General features: G+C 75.7%; 20 protein-coding genes, 1 tRNA gene and 2 pseudogenes. 16 read left to right on the top strand and 7 right to left on the bottom strand.

The window, feature by feature from the left end; translation table 11 throughout:
- The first annotated feature begins 142 nt into the window (after nucleotides 1-142).
- From AWW66_RS25670 to AWW66_RS25640, 7 genes are all read left to right on the top strand, one after another.
- Nucleotides 143-1,165, top strand: coding sequence for a heme/hemin ABC transporter substrate-binding protein (locus tag AWW66_RS25670; RefSeq protein WP_281179627.1), 1,023 nt, complete (start codon nucleotides 143-145; stop codon nucleotides 1,163-1,165).
- The gene (locus AWW66_RS25665) at nucleotides 1,162-2,313 is read left to right on the top strand and encodes a FecCD family ABC transporter permease (protein ID WP_245648487.1); all 1,152 of its coding nucleotides are present in this window, start codon (nucleotides 1,162-1,164) and stop codon (nucleotides 2,311-2,313) included. Before AWW66_RS25670 ends, AWW66_RS25665 begins: the two co-directional genes overlap by 4 nt.
- Nucleotides 2,310-3,287, top strand: a complete 978-nt coding sequence (locus tag AWW66_RS25660; protein WP_083978946.1) for a heme ABC transporter ATP-binding protein — start codon at nucleotides 2,310-2,312, stop codon at nucleotides 3,285-3,287. The genes AWW66_RS25665 and AWW66_RS25660 overlap by 4 nt, the downstream gene beginning before the upstream one ends.
- Nucleotides 3,284-3,985: a biliverdin-producing heme oxygenase gene (locus tag AWW66_RS25655; protein ID WP_067371333.1), complete on the top strand. Its 702-nt coding sequence runs from the start codon at nucleotides 3,284-3,286 to the stop codon at nucleotides 3,983-3,985. Before AWW66_RS25660 ends, AWW66_RS25655 begins: the two co-directional genes overlap by 4 nt.
- Nucleotides 3,982-4,290 carry a DUF2470 domain-containing protein gene (locus tag AWW66_RS25650; protein WP_245648486.1) on the top strand — a complete coding sequence of 103 codons (309 nt, stop codon included), beginning with the start codon at nucleotides 3,982-3,984 and terminating at the stop codon, nucleotides 4,288-4,290. The genes AWW66_RS25655 and AWW66_RS25650 overlap by 4 nt, the downstream gene beginning before the upstream one ends.
- 84 nt (nucleotides 4,291-4,374) lie before the next feature.
- Nucleotides 4,375-4,911 carry a DinB family protein gene (locus tag AWW66_RS25645; RefSeq protein ID WP_245648485.1) on the top strand — a complete coding sequence of 179 codons (537 nt, stop codon included), beginning with the start codon at nucleotides 4,375-4,377 and terminating at the stop codon, nucleotides 4,909-4,911.
- Between the two features lie 86 nt (nucleotides 4,912-4,997).
- A complete protein-coding gene (locus AWW66_RS25640; RefSeq protein WP_067371329.1) occupies nucleotides 4,998-5,618 on the top strand; it encodes a hypothetical protein in 621 nt (206 codons plus the stop codon).
- Nucleotides 5,619-5,642: 24 nt separating this feature from the next.
- Here AWW66_RS25640 and AWW66_RS25635 read toward each other — a convergent pair.
- From AWW66_RS25635 to AWW66_RS25615, 5 genes are all read right to left on the bottom strand, one after another.
- Nucleotides 5,643-5,715 (bottom strand) — tRNA-Arg (locus tag AWW66_RS25635).
- A 109-nt stretch (nucleotides 5,716-5,824) separates the two neighbouring features.
- Nucleotides 5,825-6,820, bottom strand: a complete 996-nt coding sequence (locus tag AWW66_RS25630) for an alpha/beta hydrolase (protein ID WP_067371341.1) — start codon at nucleotides 6,818-6,820, stop codon at nucleotides 5,825-5,827.
- 149 nt (nucleotides 6,821-6,969) lie between these two features.
- Nucleotides 6,970-7,404, bottom strand: coding sequence for an HPF/RaiA family ribosome-associated protein (locus AWW66_RS25625; RefSeq protein WP_067371327.1), 435 nt, complete (start codon nucleotides 7,402-7,404; stop codon nucleotides 6,970-6,972).
- Between the two features lie 253 nt (nucleotides 7,405-7,657).
- Complete coding sequence (locus tag AWW66_RS25620) at nucleotides 7,658-8,167, bottom strand: hypothetical protein (protein ID WP_067371326.1); 510 nt, start codon at nucleotides 8,165-8,167, stop codon at nucleotides 7,658-7,660.
- Nucleotides 8,164-8,700, bottom strand: coding sequence for an RNA polymerase sigma factor (locus AWW66_RS25615; protein ID WP_067371325.1), 537 nt, complete (start codon nucleotides 8,698-8,700; stop codon nucleotides 8,164-8,166). The genes AWW66_RS25620 and AWW66_RS25615 overlap by 4 nt, the downstream gene beginning before the upstream one ends.
- 295 nt (nucleotides 8,701-8,995) lie before the next feature.
- Here AWW66_RS25615 and ssb point away from each other — a divergent pair.
- The 3 genes and pseudogenes from ssb to AWW66_RS25600 all read left to right on the top strand — a co-directional run.
- Nucleotides 8,996-9,712: pseudogene (ssb, locus tag AWW66_RS36120) on the top strand (single-stranded DNA-binding protein); the annotation flags it as partial.
- Between the two features lie 256 nt (nucleotides 9,713-9,968).
- Nucleotides 9,969-11,111 carry a cobalamin biosynthesis protein gene (locus AWW66_RS25605; protein WP_067371324.1) on the top strand — a complete coding sequence of 381 codons (1,143 nt, stop codon included), beginning with the start codon at nucleotides 9,969-9,971 and terminating at the stop codon, nucleotides 11,109-11,111.
- A complete protein-coding gene (locus tag AWW66_RS25600) occupies nucleotides 11,108-12,655 on the top strand; it encodes a cobyric acid synthase (protein WP_067371337.1) in 1,548 nt (515 codons plus the stop codon). Before AWW66_RS25605 ends, AWW66_RS25600 begins: the two co-directional genes overlap by 4 nt.
- 160 nt (nucleotides 12,656-12,815) lie before the next feature.
- Here AWW66_RS25600 and AWW66_RS25595 read toward each other — a convergent pair whose 3' ends face one another.
- Nucleotides 12,816-13,217 carry a rhodanese-like domain-containing protein gene (locus AWW66_RS25595; RefSeq protein WP_067371323.1) on the bottom strand — a complete coding sequence of 134 codons (402 nt, stop codon included), beginning with the start codon at nucleotides 13,215-13,217 and terminating at the stop codon, nucleotides 12,816-12,818.
- Here AWW66_RS25595 and AWW66_RS36560 point away from each other — a divergent pair.
- The 5 genes and pseudogenes from AWW66_RS36560 (at nucleotide 13,152) to AWW66_RS25570 (ending at nucleotide 19,050) form a co-directional block, all read left to right on the top strand.
- Nucleotides 13,152-14,134 (top strand): annotated as a pseudogene (locus tag AWW66_RS36560) (uridine kinase family protein). The gene AWW66_RS25595 and the pseudogene AWW66_RS36560 sit on opposite strands and share 66 nt — an antisense overlap.
- A gap of 122 nt (nucleotides 14,135-14,256) precedes the next feature.
- Nucleotides 14,257-15,348, top strand: a complete 1,092-nt coding sequence (locus tag AWW66_RS25585; protein ID WP_067371321.1) for a M48 family metallopeptidase — start codon at nucleotides 14,257-14,259, stop codon at nucleotides 15,346-15,348.
- Nucleotides 15,349-15,404: 56 nt separating this feature from the next.
- The gene (locus AWW66_RS25580) at nucleotides 15,405-16,772 is read left to right on the top strand and encodes a dipeptidase (RefSeq protein WP_211272097.1); all 1,368 of its coding nucleotides are present in this window, start codon (nucleotides 15,405-15,407) and stop codon (nucleotides 16,770-16,772) included.
- A gap of 62 nt (nucleotides 16,773-16,834) precedes the next feature.
- Nucleotides 16,835-17,041 carry a hypothetical protein gene (locus AWW66_RS25575; protein WP_067371319.1) on the top strand — a complete coding sequence of 69 codons (207 nt, stop codon included), beginning with the start codon at nucleotides 16,835-16,837 and terminating at the stop codon, nucleotides 17,039-17,041.
- A 200-nt stretch (nucleotides 17,042-17,241) separates the two neighbouring features.
- A complete protein-coding gene (locus AWW66_RS25570) occupies nucleotides 17,242-19,050 on the top strand; it encodes an ATP-dependent DNA ligase (RefSeq protein ID WP_067371317.1) in 1,809 nt (602 codons plus the stop codon).
- 29 nt (nucleotides 19,051-19,079) lie between these two features.
- On the opposite strand, the gene AWW66_RS25565 is transcribed toward AWW66_RS25570, so the two are convergent.
- Entirely contained in the window at nucleotides 19,080-19,901 is an 822-nt protein-coding gene (locus tag AWW66_RS25565; RefSeq protein WP_067371315.1) for an SURF1 family cytochrome oxidase biogenesis protein, read from the bottom strand.
- 156 nt (nucleotides 19,902-20,057) lie between these two features.
- Between AWW66_RS25565 and AWW66_RS25560 the strand changes: the two genes are divergently transcribed.
- A partial coding sequence (locus tag AWW66_RS25560) for a nucleotide-binding protein (RefSeq protein ID WP_483819090.1) occupies nucleotides 20,058-20,786 on the top strand: 729 nt, incomplete at its 3' end.

Here is a 20,786-nt window from a genome sequence, read left to right as displayed (position 1 = left end):
CCTCCGCCGACGTGCAGGTCACCCGGGTCAGCGCCGCCTCCGACCTCGGGGTGCCGTGGTGGACGGTCGCGCTGGGGGCACCCGTCCTGCTCGGGATGCTCCTGATCGGACTGCGCCGCCGGCGTCGCCGGGGGCCGGCCCGGTGAACCGTCGCGCCCTGCTGCCCGCGCTGCTCGTCCTGCTCGCCGGCACCGTGGTCGGCTGCGCCGGGTCGACCACCACCGCCGAGCCGGCGGCCACCGCCTCCTGCGGCCCGGTCACCGCCAGCCTCGGCGGGACCGACGTCGACCCGCTCGACCCGGCACCGACCCCCGCCCTACCGGTTACCGTCACCTCCGCCGACGGCGTGCCGACCACGGTCACCGACGCCAGCCGGATCCTGCCGGTGAACATGTACGGCTCGATCGCCGAGATCGTGTTCAGCCTCGGCCTCGGCGGCAACGTCGTCGGCCGGGACACCTCCACCACCTTCGCCGCCGCCGCGCACCTGCCCGTGGTCACCCCGGCCGGGCACGACCTCTCCGCCGAGGCGGTGCTCGACCTGAACCCGAGCGTGATCCTCGCCGACGACAGCATCGGCCCGCCGGAGGCGCTGAAGCAGATGCGCGACTCCGGAATCCCGGTCGTGCTGGTCGACGCCGAGCAGACCCTCGCCGGCGTACCGGCGCACATCCGCGCGGTGGCCGCCGCGCTCGGCGTCGCCCCGGCCGGCGAGCGACTCGTCACCCGGGTCGAGGGCGAGATCGCCGAGGCGACGCGCGGCGTACCCCAGGGCGAGGCCCCCCGGATCGCCTTCCTCTACCTGCGCGGCACCGCCGGGGTGTACCTGATCGGCGGCGAGGGCGCCGGCAGCGACGCGATGATCGAGGCGGCCGGCGGGGTGGACGCCGGCACCGCGATCGGGCTGGCGAAGTTCCGCCCGCTGACCAGCGAAGGGCTGATCAACGCGGCCCCGGACGTGATCCTGGTGATGAGCAGCGGACTCGCCTCCGTCGGAGGGGTCGACGGCTTGCTGAAGCTCCCCGGCGTCGGGCAGACACCGGCCGGCGAGGCCCGCCGGATCATCGACATGGACGACGGCGTCCTGCTCACCTTCGGCACCCGCTCCGGCCGGGTCGTGCAGGCCCTGGCCCGCGCCGTGCACGCCTGCGGAGCGACGTCGTGACCGAGGTGGACGTCCGCCCCGGCACCACCGGCGGGCCACGGCCGGAGCCCGGCCGCCCGGCGCGCGACGGCGACCGACGACGGGGGTGGCGTGGTCGGCTGCCGGCCACCGACGGGAACCGGCGCGGCCGGCTGCTGGTGGTCGGGCTCGGCGTCGCCCTGGTCGTGGTCGGCCTGGTCGCCGCCGGTCGGGGGCAGGTGCAGATCTCCCCGGCCGAGGTGCTCGGCTCGGTGCTGCACCGGCTCGGCCTGGAGGTGGGCAGCCTGCCGGCCGCCCCGCAGGGCGAGAACGCGCTCTGGATCGTCCGGTTCCCCCGGGTGCTCCTCGCCGCCGTGGTCGGCGCCGCGCTCGGCTGCGCCGGGGCGGTCATGCAGGGCGTCTTCGGCAACCCGCTGGCCGAGCCGGGCGTCATCGGCGTCTCCGCCGGGGCGGCCGTCGGCGCCGCGCTCGCCCTCGTCACCGGCGTCACCGTCCTCGGCGCCTGGACCGTCCCCGCCGCCGCGTTCGCCGGCGGGCTCGCCACCACGTACCTGGTCTACCTGCTGTCCCGCTCCGGCGGCCGGACCGAGGTGGTGACCCTGGTGCTCACCGGTGTCGCGGTCAACGCCGTGGCCGGGGCGGCGATCGGGCTGCTGATGTTCGTCGCCGACGAGTCCGGGGTGCAGGCCATCGCCTTCTGGAACCTGGGCAGCCTCGCTCAGGCGAGCTGGTCGGCGGTCACCCTGGCCGCGCCCTGCCTGGCGGTCGGCCTGGCCGTCGCGCTGCTCGACGCCCGCCGGCTCGACCTGCTCGCCCTCGGCGAACGCTCGGCCCGGCACCTCGGCGTCGACGTGGAACGGCTCCGACTGCGGATGATCGTGGTCACCGCGCTGCTCGGCGCCGCCGCCGTCGCCTTCACCGGCATCATCAGCTTCGTCGGCCTGGTGGTGCCGCACCTGGTCCGGATGGTCGCCGGCCCCGGCCACCGGGTGCTCCTGCCGGCCAGCGCGCTCGGCGGCGCGATCGTGGTGGTCGTCGCCGACCTCGCCGCCCGTACCCTCGTCGAGCACCAGGAGCTCCCGCTCGGGGTGCTCACGGCGGTGGTCGGCGGGCCGGCGTTCTTCTGGCTGCTGCGGCGGACCCGGGACCGGGCCGGAGGCTGGCGATGAGCCGGGCCGGCAGCGGCCGGCGGCTGCGCCTGCTCGGCCGGCGACCGGCGACCCGGGCGTCGGCCCCGGCCCCGCCGGGTACCACCCGGATCGAGGTGACCGGGCTGCGGGTGGAACGGTCCGGCCGGCCCGTGCTCGACGGGGTCGACCTGCGGGTCCGCTCCGGCGAGGTGCACGCCCTGGTCGGGCCGAACGGGGCCGGCAAGTCGACGCTGCTGGCCGCGGTCAGCGGCGACCTGCCGGTCGCGGCCGGCACCATCGAGGTCGACGGCCGGCCGCAGGGGGAGTGGTCGGCGGTGGAGTTGGCGATGCGCCGGGCCGTGCTGACCCAGCGGAGCACCCTGAGCTTCCCGTTCACCGTGGCGGAGGTGGTCCGGATGGGGCGGGCGCCCTGGGCCGGCCGGCCCGAGGAGGCGCAGGACGACACCGTCGTCGCCGAGACCATGGACCGCTGCGACATCGCCCGCTTCGCCGACCGGCCGTACCCGTCGCTCTCCGGCGGCGAGCAGGCCCGCGCCGCGCTGGCCCGGGTGCTCGCCCAGCGGGCCGCCGTGCTGCTGCTCGACGAGCCGACCGCCGCGCTCGACCTGCACCACCAGGAACTCGTCATGCGGATCGCCCGGGACCGGGCCACCGCCGGGGACGCCGTGGTGGTGGTGCTGCACGACCTGGCCCTGGCCGGGGCGTACGCGGACCTGGTCACCCTGCTCGGCGACGGCCGGGTCCGGGCCGCCGGGCCGCCCGCCACGGTGCTCACCGCGCCCCTGCTCAGCGAGGTGTACCGGCACGACATCGAGGTCGTACCCCACCCGCGTACCCATCTGCCCCTGGTCGTGCCGCGCCGCGAGCGGCACCACCCCGACCGGCCCGACCCCCGGGATCCGTTCGACAACCGTGAACCGTCCGACCGTCGCGACGGGCATCCTGGAACCGTGCCGCCGGCCGACCCCCTCGCCACCCTGGAGAAGACATGAGTACGACCAGTGTCCCGTTCTCGGCCCGGCTGCGGGCCGCCAGCGCGGGTGCCCACGAGGCCGCCGAGTCCCAGCGGTACGTCTCCGCCCTCGTCGCCGGGGACCTCGACCTGGCCGGGTACACCGACCTGGTGGTCCAGCACCGCGCCATCTACGCCGCCCTGGAGTCCGCCGGTGACCACCTGCGCGACGACCCGCTGGCCGGTCCCTTCGTCGACGAGGCGCTGATCCGGCTGCCCGCCCTGGAAGCGGACCTGGCGCACCTGGTCGGCGCGGACTGGGCCGAGCGGACCAGCCCGACCCCGGCCACCGTCGCCTACGTCGAGCGGATCCGCGAGGTCTGCGTGGACTCGCCGGAGCGCTTCATCGCGCACCACTACACCCGGTACCTCGGCGACCTCTCCGGTGGTCTCCACATCGGACGATCGGTGGCCCGCAACTACGGCCTGGCCGACGATTCCGGGGTAGCGTTCTACCAGTTCGACCAGATCCCCCGGCCGAAGGCGTACAAGGACGCCTACCGGGCCCGGTTGGACGCGCTGCCGCTCGACGAGGCGGCGGCGACCGCCCTGCTGGAGGAGGTGCTCGTGGCGTACCGGCACAACACGGCGGTCTTCGCCGACCTGGCCCGACACGTACCGGCCGACCCGCCGGCCGACGCTGCGGCGCCGAGCCGCGGAACGGAGACGGCGGCGTGAGCGACGAGCCGTTCGGCCCGGACGTGGTCGCGGCGGTCAGCCGGCACATGAACGACGACCACGCCGCGGACACCCTGCTGATCTGCCGCACCCTCGGCGGCTGCCCGGCGGCGACCCGGGCCCGCACCACCGGCCTGGACGCCGACGGGATGGACTTCGCGGTCACCGTGGACGACATCGAGGTGCCCGTCCGGGTCCCGTTCGCCCACCGGCTCACCGAGCGCGCCGAGATCCGCCGCGAGGTGGTCCGGATGTACCGGGAGGCCTGCCAGCAGCTCGGCATCGAGCCCCGCGAGGCCGGCTGACCGTCCGTCCGGGAACGGCGACGTCCTCCATCGAGGACCGTCGCCGCCCCGGCCGGGGACCCTCGGGTACCCTCGGCGGGCACGGTGCACCCCGGCAGGCAGGAGCAGGGCAGCACGATGGACCTCTTCACCGGTGACCCGCACACCCTGCTCATGTCGGACGAGCGCAGCCAGGTGACGGCCTTCGTCGACACCCACCGTCGGCTGATCGGCCAGTGCCTCGACGGCCTCACCGAGGAGGAGGCCCGGCGGCGGGTGGTCCCCTCCCAGACGACGCTGCTCGGCCTGGTCAAGCACGCCACCTATGTGGAGCACGTCTGGTTCAACGAGGCGGTCACCGGCACCCCGCGCGTGCAGCTCGGGCTGCCGGCCCGCGCGGGTGACTCCTTCGCCCTCGACGACGCCGACACGATCGCCTCCGTCCGCGACGCCCACCGCGAGGCGTGCGCGGCGTCGATGCGGGCGCTGTCCCGGCTGTCCCTCGACGACGTGGTCACCGGCCACCGGATGGGCCCGATGACGGTCCGCTGGATCCTCCTGCACGTCCTGCGGGAACTCGCCCACCACTGCGGGCACGCCGACATCCTCCGCGAGCAGATCCTCGCCGCCCGCCAGGGCTGAGCGGGGTCCGCCGTGCGCGGGCGCTGTCGTTGGCGGGCGGTGCTACGTTCGCGCCGACGGCCGTCCGCACCAGGCAGGAGTCCCGCGTGGAGAAAAGGTACCTCGCCCTGCTGGCCGCCGTCGTGGTGGCCGCCGGCCTCGCCGTCGTCGGCACCATCGGCGGCGAGTACCTGGCCGACCGCACCGCGTCCCGGTCCACCGGGCCCACCGTCGGGGTCACCAGCGACGCCCAGCGCACCTCCACCGGCTCCGGGGAGAGCGACCCCGGCCCGACGCCGTCACCCGGGACCACCGCGCCGCCGTCACCCGAGCCCGCCGAGGACGAGCCCGCCGACCGGACGTACCGGATCGACCGGTTGCTGTACGAGCAGGGGCCGCTGAGCGTCACCCTGGTCAGCGCCGAGGCCACCGACGGCCGGCTGCGGCTGAACCTGGTCTACCGCAACGGCTCGGCGACGCCGTGGCCGGTGAGCTGCCCCACCGCCGAGGTCGACCTGGTCTCGTCGAAGATCGAGCTGGCGGACGGCCGGACGGTGCGCCCCGAGACGTCCTGGTGCGCCACCACCCGGGCGGGCGAGTCGTTCTCCATCGCGGCGGGCCGGGCGGTGGACACCTGGGCGGTCTACCCGGCGGTCCCGGCGACCGGCCAACCCTTCGCGCTGACCTGGTACGACTTTCCCACCGCCGAGGACATCCGGCTGCGCTGACCGGTCGGGAAGAAGACGCTGCGGTGCGCCCGGCAGGATTCGAACCTGCGGCCTTGGGATTAGAAGTCCCCTGCTCTATCCGCTGAGCTACGGGCGCGCGGCGTGCGTGTCGCGCCAAGAGGGTACCGCCGTCCGGGCGGTGGTGGGTGGCACGGGGGCGGGCGGCTCACCGGCGGCTCGTCGCGGGTCGGACCCGGTGGCGGAGGTCAGCCGGTCGCCCCCACCGGCTCCGGCTCCCGTTCCTTGGCCGTGGGGCCGGTGTCGAGGAAGCCCTCGGCCCAGCGGCCCACCTCGGCGAAGACCTGTTCCCGGACGGCCGGGCCGGAGAGGGTCAGGTCGTGCAGCCCGCCGTCGAAGCGGACCACGGTGACGTGCCGGCCGAGGCGGGGCGCCCAGCGGACCATGTGCTCGACGTCCAGGACGGCGTCGGCCACGTTGGCGGCCTCCTGCCAGCGGCGGCCCCGGAAGCTGCGCAGCGAGCAGGCGACCAGCACGGGCACCGGGATGGCCAACCCGGCGCGGAGGCGGAGCTGCGCGGTGCGGATCGCGTCCAGCCAGCCCAGCCGGACCGGGAACCCGGCCAGCGGCTTCCAGCTCAGGTCGTAGCTCCACTCGCCGTGGTGGTCGGCGTGCAGGCTCTCGCCGTACACGGTGTTGAGGCCGTGCGGGAGGGCGCGCAGCGGCGACCGCCGGCCCAGCCGGGCGACGACGGCGGCCAGCGGCCGGCGGATCACCCAGGGGACGTTGAGGTCGAAGAAGGGGCTGTTCAGGACGAGGCCGTCGAGGGGGCGGCTGTCGCGCCGGGCGTCCGCCCAGAGGGACATGATCAGGCCGCCGGTGGAGTGGGCCATGCCGAGGACGGTGGAGTGGCCGTCCCGGTCGCGGATGATCGCGGTGGCGGCGTCCAGCTCGGGGAAGTAGTCACCGACGTCACGGCAGAAGTTCGGGGTCTGGTGCGGCAGCAGGCTCCGGCCGTACTTGCGCAGGTCGAGCGCGTAGAAGTCCCAGCCCCGGGTGGCGAAGAAGTCGGCGACGTGGGTCTGGAAGAAGTAGTCGACGAAGCCGTGCACGTAGAGGACGGCGCGGCCGGTGGGGCGGTCCGCCATCCGACGGACCAGGGTGGCGACCACCGGCCCCTCGTCGTCGGTGCCCAGGTCGATCGTGTGCCGCTCGTAGGGCGGCCCCAGCACGTCCGGTTCCACGACCACGACGGTACGCCTGCGGGCGTCCTCGACGGTAGCCCTCCGTCGCCCCTCCGACTCCGCTGGGTGGCGCCCCCGTCCGCCGGGAAGGTCCGACGGACGGGGGCGGCCCTGCCGGGTACGCCGGGCCAGGGGTACCCGGAACACGGTCAGCGGCTCTCGGCCCCGGCCCCGGCCTCGGCCCGGGGCTGGTCCGGATCGGGCAGGGTGACCGGCTCCCCGGTGGCCGACGTCACGTCCCGCAGGTGCTTGTTGTTGCGGGGCTCCTGCCGGGTCTTCGCGTCGTTCAGCTTCCGGCGCAGGTCGTCGCGCACGTCGTGGAGGGCGGCCCGCAGGTCCTGCTCCGAGGAGGTGGTGACCACCTTCTGTCGGCCGGCGATCCAGCACTCCAGGGTCACCCGCTGCCCCCGGGCCTCGCGGTTCTTCACCGACACCTCCAACTCGGTGGCGTCGGCGTGGAACGTGGCCAGGCGGCTGTCCAGGGTGGCGAACTGCTCGGCGATCCAGTTCCGGTCGCCCTGCGAGAACCCGGTCCCGACGCGCAGGCACTCGGCCACGGTCGCCGGGTTCGTCACGGCGCTCATCACCGCACCCCGCTCTCGGTGCGGACGGAGCCGGTCGTACGGGTTCGGCAGAGAGTCATCGTGCGTGGCCCCTTCTGATCGGACGGGCCGCCCGGAGGGACGGCGGGCCGTCGTGGTGCTCGGTTGATCACAGCTGTACCCAGTCCCGCCCCGTCCGGAACGCCTCACCGGACCTCGGTCTCCCCCGGTCCCACCCGGACCCGGTCCCGGCCCGGCCCACGCGGGGCGGGCGGGCCGGTCGGGACCGGCGGGGTCAGCGCCGGGGCGGCTCGTCCGGTGCGGGTCCGGGGTCCGGACGTCGGGCGGCTTCGAGGTCGCGCCGCAGGGCGAGCAGCGCCCGCCGGTGGGCGCGGGCCCGGGTCAGCGCCACCCCCGCCGCGCCGACCAGGGCCGCGCCGACGAGGACGGCGACCACCAGCTCGGTACCACTGCCCTGGGTCAGCGCGATCGCCACCGTGCCCAGGGTGACCAGCGTGCTGGCGCAGAGGGCCAGCCCGGCCGCGACCACCCGGTCGGCGGCGAACAGCGGACGCCGGCCCAGCGCCCACCCGGCGACCCCGGCCCAGGCCAGACCGACGACGATCACGGCCGCGAAGGCGACCTGGGTCCGGGCCGGCAGCGGCCCCGGCTCGGTGGCCCACAGCGCGCCGACGAGCACCGCCGTGGCGAGGCCGCCGAGGCCGGCGAGGACGTGGCCCACCCGGCGGGCCAGCGACAGGTCGCGCAGCACGTGGTCGGCGGTGTATCCGGGACGGTCGGTCATGCGGGGTACCCCTTCTCGACGAGGTGGTCGTGCACCATCCGGCGGGCGCGGTGCAGGCGGGACTTGACCGTGCCGGGCGGGACCGCCAGCACCTGCGCGCACTCCTGCACCGTGAAGTCGTGCAGGTAGAACAGGACGAGCACGTCCCGTTCCCGGGGCGGCAGCCCGGCCAGCCCCTCCTCCACCTGGCGGCGGTCGAGCACGGCGGTGGCGACGTCGTCGGGTACGGCCTCGTCGCCGTCGACCGGCGCGACCCGGCCGTACCGCTCGCGCAGGTGGTCCAGCACCGTCCGGCGGACGATGGTGAACAGCCACGGCGCGAGCCGGTCCGGCTCCCGCAGGCGGGGCAGCGCCCGTAACGCCGTGGCCCAGGCCTCCTGACTCACGTCGTCGGCCGCGCCCGGCGCGTCGAGCATCCGCCGCACGTACCGCCACACCGGCTCGTGCCAGCGCTCGACCAGCTCGGCCAGCGCCCGCCGGTCGCCGAGCTGGGCGCGTACGACCACCAGGGCGTCATCGCTGTCCCGCTGCACATCGTCTCCCGTCCATCCGGCTCGTCTCCTCCTCCGTCCAGTCCATCCGGCCTGTCATGCCCGAACAGTCGCGGCCGGAGGGCAACCGGTTCATTCGGCGCGGCCCCGCACGGCACTCGTGACCTGCGGCGCGGTGACGCCTAGCACAACCAGCCCGTGATCAGGCGGTTGTCCACAGGACACCCGGCTGTCCACAGGTCAGCGCCGGGCGGTGGCGGCGGTCGGCCCGGTACGGCCAGGCTCGGCGTCGAGTCGACTCACCACGACAAGCCCGATCCTTCCCACTGGAGTGATCATGTTTGAGACCAATGTGACCGTCGTCGGTAACGTGTTGACCGCCCCGGAGTGGCGGCGGACCGCCCAGAGCAACACCCTCGTGGCCAACTTCAAGGTCGCCTCCACCGCCCGCCGCCTCGACCGGGACAGCGGCCGGTGGGTCGACGGCAACAGCCTCCGGGTGCGCGTCAACTGCTGGCGCAAGCTGGCCGAGGGGGTGGCCGCGTCGGTGATGGTCGGCGACCCGGTGGTGGTCGCCGGCCGGCTCTACACCCGGGACTGGACCGACGAGGCCGGCAACCACCGCACCCACTACGAGCTGGAGGCGGTGTCCGTGGGGCACGACCTGGCGCGGGGGCGGAGCCGCTTCGTCCGTAACCGGCCCACCGCGACCACCAGCGCGGTGGAGGACGCCGAGGCGGAGCGCCGGGTGCACGGGGAGCCGACCGAGCCGGTCCCCGCCGAGCAGGCCCCCAGCACCGTCGACGACCGCCCGTTCGACGACGAGTTCGAGCTGCCGAGCCTCGGCGCGCCCCGGCGCGGCCCGTCCCCGCTGGACATGCCGCCCCTCGGTGGTGGCCCGCGCGGCCGGTCCCCGCTGGCAGAGTCCGGCCCCGACGACGGGCCGGCGGAGGACCTCTCCCCGGTGGCGGACCTCGGCGGGGCCAGGCACCTCTCCCCGGCGGAGCACCTCTCCCCGGTGCGGGCGCAGACCGGTGCCGGGGATCTCGACGCGCTCCCCGACGAGGACCCGCTCTCCGGCCGGGACGATCTTCTCGACGAGGACGTGCTCCCCGACGGGGACGACCTTCCCGACGAGGATGCCCTGGGTGTGGCCGGTGCCGTCGACGGCGGGCAGGCTTCCGGTCAGCCGGCGTCGGCCCGGTCCGGCCGGAGCCGCCGGGCGCGTGGTCGGGCGCCGGAACCGGCCTGAGCCAGCGGTGGCGGTCGGCCGGCGTCGGCCCTCGTGTCGTACGACTAGGCTGCCGGCCATGGGGGGTGACGGGGTGCGGCGGAGACTCGCCGTGGCGAACGCGGCAGGACTCGTGGCGGGGTACGCCCTGGACGCGCTTGTCGGTGACCCGCGCCGGTGGCATCCGGTGGCCGGGTTCGGGCGGGCCGCCGGTGCCCTGGAACAGCGGACCTACCGGCCCGACCCGGCGGCCGGTGCGGTCTTCACCGGGCTGGCGGTGGGCGGGCCCGTCCTGCTCGGGGCGGCGGCCACGGTGCTCACCCGGCGTCGCCCGGTGACCCGGGCGGTGCTGGTGGCGGCCGGCACCTGGACGGTGCTCGGCGGCCGGACCCTGCGCCGCGAGGCGACGGTGATGCGACGCGCGCTGCGGCGTGGTGACCTGCCCGCCGCCCGCAACCGACTGGGTCACCTCTGCGGGCGGGACCCGTCGCTGCTGGACGAGTCCGAGCTGGCCCGGGCCACCGTCGAGTCCGTCGCCGAGAACACCTCCGACGCGGTCGTCGCACCCCTGTTCTGGGGAGCGGTCGCCGGGCTGCCCGGCCTGCTCGGCTACCGCGCGGCGAACACCCTCGACGCGATGGTCGGGCACCGGTCGGCCCGGTACGCCCGGTTCGGCACCCCGGCGGCCCGCCTGGACGACCTGCTCAACCTGGCACCCGCCCGGCTGACCGGGCTGCTGACCATCGCCGTCGCCCCCACCGCGCACGGCGACCGGGAGCGGGCCTGGCGGGTGTGGCGGCGGGACCGCAACGACCACCCCAGCCCCAACGCCGGGCAGTGCGAGGCGGCGATGGCCGGCGCGCTCGGGGTCCGGCTGGGCGGGCGCAACAGGTACTTCGGGCGGACCGAGACCCGGCCCTTCCTCGGCGACGGGCCCCGTCCCGAGGCGCGACACCTGAAGCGGGCCGCCCGGATCTCCGGCGCGGTCGGCCTCGCCGCCCTCGGGGTCGCCGCCGTGTACCCGGTGACCCTGGGGCGGGTGGTCGCCGCCGCCGGCCGGTGGGGCTGGACGGCGGCGGCCCACACCGCCCGCTCGGCGGCCCGCCCCGTGCCGTCGGTGCGCCGGCTGCCGGCGCGCCTCGGTGCCCGGGTGGGCCGGGCCGGTGCCGGGGCCACCCCGGACGCCGGCGGTGGGCGGGCCGACACCGGGGGGTCGCGGTGAGCGGGGGTCTGCTGGTCGCGGGCACCACCTCGGACGCCGGCAAGAGCGTGCTGACCGCCGGGATCTGCCGCTGGCTGCACCGGCGCGGGGTGCGGGTGGCCCCGTTCAAGGCGCAGAACATGTCCAACAACTCGGCGGTGGTCGTCGGCCCCGACGGGCGGGGCGGCGAGATCGGGCGGGCCCAGGCGATGCAGGCCGCCGCCTGTGGCCTCCCGCCGGACCTGCGGTTCAACCCGGTGCTGCTCAAGCCGGGCAGTGACCTGTCCAGTCAGGTGGTGCTGCTCGGCGAGGCCGTCGACACGGTCACCGCCGGCACCTTCCGCGCGCTGCGTCCCCGGCTCGCCGAGACCGCGTACGCGGCCCTGGCCGAGTTGCGGGCGGCGTACGACGTGGTGGTCTGCGAGGGCGCCGGGAGCCCGGCGGAGATCAACCTGCGGGCCGGTGACTACGTCAACATGGGGCTGGCCCGGCACGCCGGCCTGCCGACGATCGTGGTGGGCGACATCGACCGGGGCGGCGTGTTCGCCTCGATGTTCGGCACCGTCGCCCTGCTGGACCCGGCCGACCAGGCGCTCGTCGCCGGCTTCGTGATCAACAAGTTCCGGGGGGACCGTGGGCTCCTCCAGCCGGGGCTGGAGATGCTGCACCGGGTCACCGGCCGCCCGACGTACGGAGTGCTGCCGTGGAGCCTGGACCTGTGGCTGGACGCCGAGGACTCGCTCGCCTACGGCCGGGTGCTGGGCCGGCCCGCCGCCCCGTACGGCACCGAGTGCCTCGACGTCGCCGTGGTCCGGGTGCCCCGGATCAGCAACGCCACCGACGTCGAGGCCCTCGCCACCGAGCCCGGCGTCCGGGTCCGGCTCACCGTCGAGCCGGCCGAACTCGCCGCCGCCGACCTGGTGGTCCTGCCCGGCTCGAAGTCCACGGTGGCGGACCTGGCCTGGCTGCGGGAGACCGGGCTGGCCGACGCCGTGCTCGGTCACGTGGCGGCCGGCAAGCCGCTGCTCGGCATCTGCGGCGGCTTCCAGATGCTGGCCCGCGCCATCCACGACCCGGTGGAGAGCCGGCGGGGCAGCGTCCCGGGGCTGGGGCTGCTGCCCATCGAGGTCACCTTCGACCCGCGCAAGACCGTCCGCCAGTCGGCCGGCACCGCCGCCGCCCACCCGGGCGTCGCGGTGCGCGGCTACGAGATCCACCACGGGTACGTCTCCACCACCGACCCGGCGCTGCCCCCGTTGCTCACCGGCCCGGACGGCGCGGGTGAGGGCGTCCTCTCCGGGGTCCTGCACGGTACGCACTGGCACGGGGCCTTCGAGTCGGACGAGTTCCGCCGCCGGTTCCTCACCGACGTGGCCCGGCTCGCCGGCCGGTCCGGCTTCCGGGTCGCGCCGGACACCTCCTTCGCGGCGGCCCGGGAACGCACCCTGGACCTCCTCGGTGACCTGGTCGAGGAGCACCTGGACACCGACGCGCTCTGGCGGCTGGTCGAGTCCGGCCCACCGGCCGGCCTGCCCTTCGTCCCACCCGGCGCCCCCGCGCCCTGACCCGCACCGGGCCCGATCGGCTCCCGGGCCTGATCCGCTCCGGGCCTGATCAGCTTCCGCGCCCTGTGACCTGCGCCGGGCCTGAGCTGAACCGGCCATGTTCCGGCACTGGGCCGCACCCGGCACCGGAACGGCCCCGGCAGCGGGACGGCCCCGGTGGTCAGTAGCGGACGTCGGCCGGCTGCTCGGCGGTGGGCAACCCGGCCGCCAGCCAGGCCTGGACGCCACCGATCATGTCGGTCGCCGCGTGCAGGCCGAGCGCCCGCAGACTGGCGGCGGCCAGGCTGGAGCTGTACCCCTGGCGGCAGGCGACGACGATCCGCCGGTCGTAGCCGGTGGCCTCGGGGATGCACCAGGCGCTGGCCGGATCGAGCCGCCACTCCAGGACGGTCCGGTCGATGACGATCGCCCCGGGCAGGTTGCCCTGCGCCCGGCGTTGCACGTCGGTACGGGTGTCGACCAGCAGCGCCCCGGCGCGGACCGCCTCGACGGTCTGGTGCGGGGTGAGCCGGCGTATCCCGGCGCGGGCTTGTTCCAGCAGGGCGTCCACGCCCGGACTCATCACGTCATGCGGCACCCCCCGATGATGCCGCCCGGTTCGCGGCGCTGACCGGGGAACGGCACGCACCGGTCCGACGATCACGCGAACGGGGAGCGCGCGGCCGGAAGCCGACGGCTGCCGCCGGTGGGTCAGCGCCAGCGCCGGCCGGACGGCGGTGCCCGGACGACGGTGCCCGGGCGGCGTCAGCGTCGGGCCGGGTGGCGGTGACTGGGTCAGCGTCGGCCCGATGGCGGTGATCGGTGGCGTCGGCGTCGGTCGGGTGGCGGTGACCGGGTGCCGCTAGCGTCGGCCGGGTGGCGGTGGTGGTGGTCGAGTCGTACGCCGACCTGGCGCGGCGGGTGTGGGCGGGGCCGGCCCGGCTGGGGCGTACCCGGTTGGTGGCGGTCGACGGGCCGAGCGGCGCGGGCAAGAGCGTCTTCGCGGCGCGGCTCGCGGAGGCCCTCGCCGCCCTGCCCGGCGGCGGTCCCGTACCGGTGGTGCACACCGACGACCTGCTCGACGGCTGGGCCGACCAACTGACCTTCTGGCCCCGGCTGGAGGAGTCCGTGCTCGCGCCGCTGCGGGTCGGTCGACCCGGCGCGTACCGCCGGTACAGCTGGGTGCGCCGGGAGTTCCTGCCCCGCGCGGTGCCGGTGCCGGTGGCCCCGGTGGTGCTGGTGGAGGGGGTCAGCGCGGCCCGGTCCACGATCCGGCCGGAGCTGACCCTCGCCGTCTTCGTCACCGCCCCGGCCGAGCTGCGGGTCGTGCGCGCGGTGGCCCGGGACGGCCCGGGTATCCTGCCCGACCTGCGACGATGGCACACGGGGGAGGCGGCGCACTTCGCGGCCGACGGTACCGCCGAGCGGGTGGACCTGGTGGTGGACGGCGCCCCACGGCTGCCCCACGACCCCGGGCGGTACTACCTGCGCCGGGGGTGACGACCCGGGCCGGAGCCCACCGGGCGGGGGTGGGCCCGGCCAGCCGTGAACCCCGGCCGAATGGACGGTGCCGGTGGGGTGGGGCACCATCGGGACAGGCACCAAGGCAGCGGGGAGGCCAGATGACAACGGGCGACGCACCGGCGCGGCGTCGGATCGCACTGACCGGCATCAGCTCCCGGGCGTGGGAACACCCGGCGGACCGGGGGGCGCTGGTCGCGCTGCGTGAGCTGCGCGGTTTCGACGACGTGGTGAAGTCGTTCTTCGGAATGTGGAACGAGCGCGGCTTCCGGCTGTCCTACCTGGCGGCGGGCATCCGGGTCGACCACCGGCAGTATCCGGCGCTGCACCAGCGGTACGCCGAGGCGGCCACCGCGCTGGACGTGCCCGAGCTGCCCGAGCTGTACGTCACCCAGTCGCCCTGGCTCAGCGCGGAGGCGATCGGGCTGGAGAAGCCGTTCATCGTGCTCAGCTCCGCGTCCGTGCAGCAGCTCGACGACGACGAGCTGCGCTGCCTGCTCGGGCACGAACTGGGGCACGTCGGCAGCGGGCACGCCGTCTACAAGACGATCCTGGCGATCCTCACCCGCTGGACGGCCAACCTGAGCTGGCTGCCGGTGGGTGCGATCGCGCTGCGGGCGATCATGGCGGCGATGCTGGAGTGGTGGCGCAAGGCGGAGCTCTCCGCCGACCGGGCCGGCCTGCTCGCCGGCCAGGACCCGGCCGCCGCGCTGCGGCTGCTCATGAAGCTCGCCGGGGGCGGGGACCTGTCCCAGGTCGACACCACCGCCTTCCTCGAACAGGCCGCCGAGTACGAGGGCGGCGGCGACCTGCGGGACAGCCTGCACAAGATCCGGATGACTGCCTGGAACACCCACCCGACGCCGGTGGCCCGCGCGGCCCAGCTCCGGCAGTGGATCGACTCCGGGGCGTACGGCCGGGTGCTGGCCGGCGACTACCCGCGCCGCTCCGCCGACGGCGACGCCCGGATCTCGGAGGAGATCAAGGCGGCGGCCGACGAGTACCGGGAGGCGTTTGACCGGTCCACCGACCCGCTGGTGGGTCTGCTGCGCCGGGTCGGCGACGGGGCCGGTGACCTCGGCACGTGGGTGGGCGGCGCGGCCGGTCGGGCCCGGTCCTGGATGGACGCGGCGAACGAGGCGGCCGAGCGGACCCGGCGCGGCGGCCCCGGCGGTGCCCCCGGTAGCGAGTGACCGGCCGGACACGGGGCGCTGCCGGGCCTACGATGCCCGTCATGACCACACCGATCATGTCCGACGCCGAGCTGCGGGCCGCTGTCGAGCGCGAGCTGCCGGGCGTCCGCGCCGATCTCGAACGCCTCGTCCGCATCCCCGGGATCGCGTTCGAGGGCTTCGACCACGCCCACGTCGAGCGGTCCGCCGAGGCGGTGGCCGAGCTGCTGCGCGGCTGTTCCCTGGACGTCCGGATCGTGCGGTCGGGCGGGCAGCCGGCGGTGATCGGTACCCGGCCCGCCCCACCCGGCGCCCCGACCGTGCTGCTCTACGCCCACCACGACGTCCAGCCGGTCGGTGACCTGTCGTTGTGGGAGTCCGACCCGTTCGAGCCGGTCGAGCGGGACGGGCGGCTCTACGGGCGCGGGGCCGCCGACGACAAGGCCGGGATCATGGCGCACGTCGCCGCGCTGCGGGCGTACGGCGACACGCTCCCGGTCGGGGTGGTCCTGTTCGTCGAGGGCGAGGAGGAGTACGGCTCCGACTCGCTGGAGCGGCTGCTCGCCGAGCACCGGGACAGCCTCGCCGCCGACGTGATCGTCATCGCCGACTCGGCCAACTGGGACGTCGGCGTACCGGCGCTGACCACCTCGCTGCGCGGGATCGTCAACTTCTTCGTCGAGGTGCGGACCCTCCAGCAGGCCGTGCACAGCGGCATCTTCGGTGGCGTGGTGCCGGACGCGCTCACCGTGCTGGCCCGGCTGCTCGCCACCCTGCACGACGACGCCGGGAACGTGGCCGTCGAGGGGCTGAGCGGCCGGGCGGGCGCGACCGTCGACTACCCGCCGGAGCGGTTCCGGGCCGAGGCCGGTGTGCTCGACGGGGTCCACCTCGTCGGGACCGACCGGATCACCGACCGGCTCTGGACCAAGCCGTCGCTGTCGGTGCTCGGCATCGACGCCCCGGCCACCGCCGAGGCCCCGAACGCCCTGGTCCCGCAGGCCCGGGCGAAGATCAGCGTCCGGCTCGCGCCCGGCGACGACCCGAAGCAGGCGTACGAGGCGCTCTGCGCCCACGTGGAGAAGCACGTGCCCTGGGGCGCGCGGCTGGACGTGCTGCTGGAACAGGGCGGCGCGCCGTGTGCCATCGACGCCACCGGTCCGATGTTCGACGCGGCCCGGTCGGCGTTCCGGACGGCCTGGGACGGCACCGACCCGGTCGACATCGGCATCGGCGGGTCGATCCCGTTCATCGCCACCTTCCAGGAGATGTTCCCGCAGGCGGCGATCCTGGTGACCGGGGTGGAGGATCCGCAGTCCCGGGCGCACGGGCCGAACGAGAGCCTGCACCTGGGCGAGTTCGCCCGGGTCTGCCTCGCGGAGACGCTCCTGCTGTCCCGGGTCGCCGCCGTCGGCACCGGCGGTGGTTCGGTGTCGAAACCGTAACGTCCCGTTTTAGCTGCGGCTTTACGGCGTGTCGCGGTTTCGGATGGGATAGCCTTTCGAACATGAGTACGAACGAGGTGATGGTGCGGCTGGAAGCCGCCGTCAGTGCTCTGGGGGACGTCACGGTCTCCGCGTGGTCCGAGGACACGCTCAAGGAACAGCTCGGCGAGCTCTCCGTCGCCCTGGTCACCCTCGACGCGCTGCTGTCCCGGGTCGCCGACGAGGTGCGGGCCCGGGGCCTGCGCATCGAGGAGCCGGTCTCCGCCTGAGTCGCCGCGCCCCCGACGGGCCGGGCCGGCCTCCTGGCCGGCAACGGGACCCGGCCCGGGGCGGGCCCGGACCGGTGGCGGCAAACACCGGTCCGGGCCCGACCCTGGGGGTTTCCGCGCGCCGGGGCAGGAGCCGGCCGACGGGTTCGAGCTTTCCGCAACGGCCGGCGTCGCCGTCGCCGGCTGGGCAGGATGATGCTGTGCGTTTTGTCGACCTGGCGGCCACCTCCGCCGCCGTGACGGCCACCAGTGGCCGGCGGGCCAAGGTGGAGTTGCTGGCCGCCGCGCTGCGGTCGCTGGCGCCGGGGGAGGTGCCGGCCGGCTCGGGCTACCTCGCCGGTGAGTTGCGCCAGCGGCAGACCGGGGTCGGCGGGGCGAGCCTGCGCGACCTGCCGCCCCCGGCGGCCGAGCCGACGCTGACCTTGGCGGCGGTCGACGCCACGATCGACGAGATCGCCGCCGTGCACGGCCCCGGTTCCCAGGCCCGTCGACGGGATCTGCTCGGCCGCCTCTTCGCCGCCGCCACCGCCGACGAGCAGCGGATGCTGGTCGGCCTGTTCAGCGGCGAACTGCGCCAGGGCGCGCAGGTCGGGCTGCTCACCGAGGCGGTCGCGCGGGCCGCCGAGGTGCCGGTGCCCACCGTCCGGCGGGCGCTGCTGCTCGCCGGTGACCTGCGTACCGTCGCCGCCGCCGCGCTGCGCGGCGGCGCCGCCGCGTTGGCCGAGTTCGGGCTCCAGGTGGGTCGCCCGCTGTCGCCGATGCTCGCGCAGAGCGCCCCGTCGGTGGACGCCGCGCTCGCCTCGATCGGCGTCCCGGCGGTGGTCGACGTCAAGCTCGACGGGATCCGCATCCAGGTGCACCGCTCCGGTGCCGACATCGCGGTCTTCACCCGCAGCCTCGACGAGATCACCGGCCGGGTGCCCGAGGTGGTCGCCGCCGTCCGGTCGCTACCCGGCCGGGAGATGGTGCTCGACGGCGAGGCCATCGGGCTGGACGAGACGGGCCGCCCGCTGCCGTTCCAGCAGACGTCGAGCCGCGCCGCCCGTCGCGGCGCCGCCCCGCCCGGCAGCGCACTGCCAGCCGCCGACGCGGTGGGCACCGACGCAGTGGGCACCGACACGGGGGACACCGGCGCGGTGGGCACCGACACGGGGGACACCGGCGCGGAGGACACCGGCGCGGTGGGGGTCGACGCGGCGGGCACCGGCGAGGCCGCCGCCTGGGCGGACGCCGCCGAGCGGGCGGAGGCCGCCACGGTCGACGCCGGGTTCCCCGGTGGCTCCCACGCGGCCGGCGCCGCGCAGGTCGCCCCGGCGGTCCGGGCCGCCGCCGCGCGGACCGGGGACTCCGTGCTGATGCCGTACTTCTTCGATCTGCTGCACCTCGACGGGGAGGACCTCATCGACCGGCCCGGCCGGGAGCGGTGGTCGGTGCTCGCCCGGGCGGTCGACCCGGCGTTGCTGGTGGGCCGGGTGACCGTCGACGACACCGAGCAGGCCGGGGCGGCCTTCGCCGCCGCGCTCGACGCCGGGCAGGAGGGGGTGGTGGTCAAGGCGCTGGACGCCCCGTACGAGGCGGGCCGGCGCGGGGCGTCCTGGATCAAGGTCAAGCCCCGGCACACCCTCGACCTGGTCGTGCTGGCCGTGGAGTGGGGCAGCGGCCGGCGCAAGGGGTGGCTGTCCAACCTGCACCTCGGCGCGCGTGACCCGCGTACCGGGGAGTTCGTCATGCTCGGCAAGACGTTCAAGGGGCTCACCGACGAGACGCTGCGCTGGCAGACCGAGCGGTTCCTGGCCCTCGCGGTCGAGCACGGCGACTGGGTGGTGCGGGTCCGCCCGGAGCAGGTGGTGGAGATCGCCTTCGACGGGGTGCAGACCAGTTCCCGGTACCCGGGCGGCATGGCGCTCCGGTTCGCCCGGGTGCTGCGCTACCGGCACGACAAGACGGCGGCCGAGGCGGACACCGTCGACGCGGTCCGGGCCATCCACGCCGGGCGCCCCGCCCGCTGACCCCGCCGCAGGTCGGCGGGGCGGGTCGGTCAGGCGGGACCGGTCGGGGCGGGGTGGCCGTCGGCGGCCCGGTCCAGCGGACGGGTGTCGAGGCCGGCGGCGCGGCGGGCCTCCCGGCGGGCCACCCAGCCGTACCCGACCAGGGCCATCGCCGCGAAGGCGTACCACTGCACCACGTACCCGAGGTTCTGCCAGTTGTTGGCGTGCCCGATCGGTACCGCCGCGAAGGCCGGGTCGGCGGCCGGGGTCTGCTCGTCCAGCAGCAGGTACGCCCCGTACACCGGGTACGGCAGGTGCCCGGCGAGCCGGGGGACGGTGATCCGGCGGGTCTCCAGCAGCCCGTTGCGGTCGCTGACCGCCCCGGACGCGCTCTCGCTCTCGTGCACCCGGCCCACCACGGTCACCTCGCCGGTGGGCAGCGCCGGCACCTGCGGCTGGGCGGTCGCGCCACCGGGTGCCGGCGGAATCCAGCCCAGGTCGACCAGGACCGCCGTGCCGTCGGCGAGGAGGAGCGGGGTGACCACCTCGAACCCCACCCGGCTCTCCACCGTCCGGCCCCGGACCAGGATCATGTTGGCTGGGTCGTACCGGCCGGTGACGGTGACCCGGGACCAGGTGTCCTCCGTCGCCGGCCCCGGGCCGGCGGTGCCCGCCGTGCCGGTCGGGGTGGGGACCTTCGACGCCAACGGCACCGGCGTCGCCGTCGCACCGGCGTCGATCCGCTCGTTGATCGCGCTGCGACCCCGGTAGCGGTCCAACTGCCAGTCGGCGAGCTGCACCATCACGTACGAGGCGACCAGCGTCAACGCGAGAATCCCCAGCCAGCGGGGGGTCAGGAGGAACCGGTACACAGCACGAGGCTACTCCTCGGTCCCACCGCCCCCGCCGCGTCCTCCGGCGGCGCCCTCCGGCGGCATTCTCCGCCACCGCCGGAGGGGTATGGTCACGCGGGCGGTTCCGGTGCCGGGCTGCCCTCGCGTACCCCTTGAGTCGGCGAGGAGTCGCCCATGACCGTCGTGCCGCGTCTCGTCCTCAGCGCGCCCTCCTCGGGGCACGGCAAGAGCGCCCTGGCGATCGGACTGCTCGCCGCGCTCGCCGAGCGGGACCTGCCGGTCGTCGGGTTCAAGATCGGCCCGGACCCGGTGGACGCCGCGTACCTGGGGCTCGCCGCCGGCCGACCGGGGCGCAACCTCGACCCGAACCTGGTCGGCCCGCAGCGGCTCGGTCAGCTCTTCGCGCACGGAGCCGCCGACGCCGGGTTCGCCCTGGTGCAGGGCACCATGGGCCTGTACGACAGCGTCAGCGGCCGGCCCGAGGAGGAGTCCACCGCCGCGGTCGCCGCCGCGTTGCGCAGCCCGGTGGTGCTGGCGGTCGACGTGTCGGCGATGGGGCAGTCGGTCGCCGCTTTGGTGCACGGCTTCCGCTCGTACGACGAGCAGGTCTGGCTCGGCGGGGTGATCCTCACCCAGGTGGCGTCGAGCCGGCACGAGTCGATGCTGCGCGACGCGCTCGACGACGTCGGGGTACCGGTCTACGGGGCGTTGCGCCGGCACGAGTTGCCGCCGGTGCTGCCGTCCCGGCGGTACGGCGTGGTGCCGGCGCTGCGCCGGGAGGCCGAGGTGCTGCGGGCGGTCCGCCGGCTCGGCGAGGCGGCGGCGGGCACCGTCGACCTGGACCGGCTGCTGGTCCTGGCCCGCTCCGCGCCCCGGCTGGCCGCCGAACCCGCGCTGGTCGCC

It is taken from the genome of Micromonospora rosaria (assembly GCF_001567585.1).
Classification (GTDB): domain Bacteria; phylum Actinomycetota; class Actinomycetes; order Mycobacteriales; family Micromonosporaceae; genus Micromonospora; species Micromonospora rosaria.
This window is presented reverse-complemented; position numbering and strand designations above follow the sequence as displayed.

Coding starts and splice junctions, on each gene's coding strand:
- AWW66_RS25660 (WP_083978946.1), top strand. CDS start 2,310: ATGAGCCGGGCCGGCAGCGGCCGGCGGCTGCGCCTGCTCGGCCGGCGA.
- AWW66_RS25655 (WP_067371333.1), top strand. CDS start 3,284: ATGAGTACGACCAGTGTCCCGTTCTCGGCCCGGCTGCGGGCCGCCAGC.
- AWW66_RS25625 (WP_067371327.1), bottom strand. CDS start 7,404: ATGAGCGCCGTGACGAACCCGGCGACCGTGGCCGAGTGCCTGCGCGTC.
- AWW66_RS25620 (WP_067371326.1), bottom strand. CDS start 8,167: ATGACCGACCGTCCCGGATACACCGCCGACCACGTGCTGCGCGACCTG.
- AWW66_RS25605 (WP_067371324.1), top strand. CDS start 9,969: ATGGGGGGTGACGGGGTGCGGCGGAGACTCGCCGTGGCGAACGCGGCA.
- AWW66_RS25595 (WP_067371323.1), bottom strand. CDS start 13,217: ATGAGTCCGGGCGTGGACGCCCTGCTGGAACAAGCCCGCGCCGGGATA.
- AWW66_RS25585 (WP_067371321.1), top strand. CDS start 14,257: ATGACAACGGGCGACGCACCGGCGCGGCGTCGGATCGCACTGACCGGC.
- AWW66_RS25580 (WP_211272097.1), top strand. CDS start 15,405: ATGTCCGACGCCGAGCTGCGGGCCGCTGTCGAGCGCGAGCTGCCGGGC.
- AWW66_RS25575 (WP_067371319.1), top strand. CDS start 16,835: ATGAGTACGAACGAGGTGATGGTGCGGCTGGAAGCCGCCGTCAGTGCT.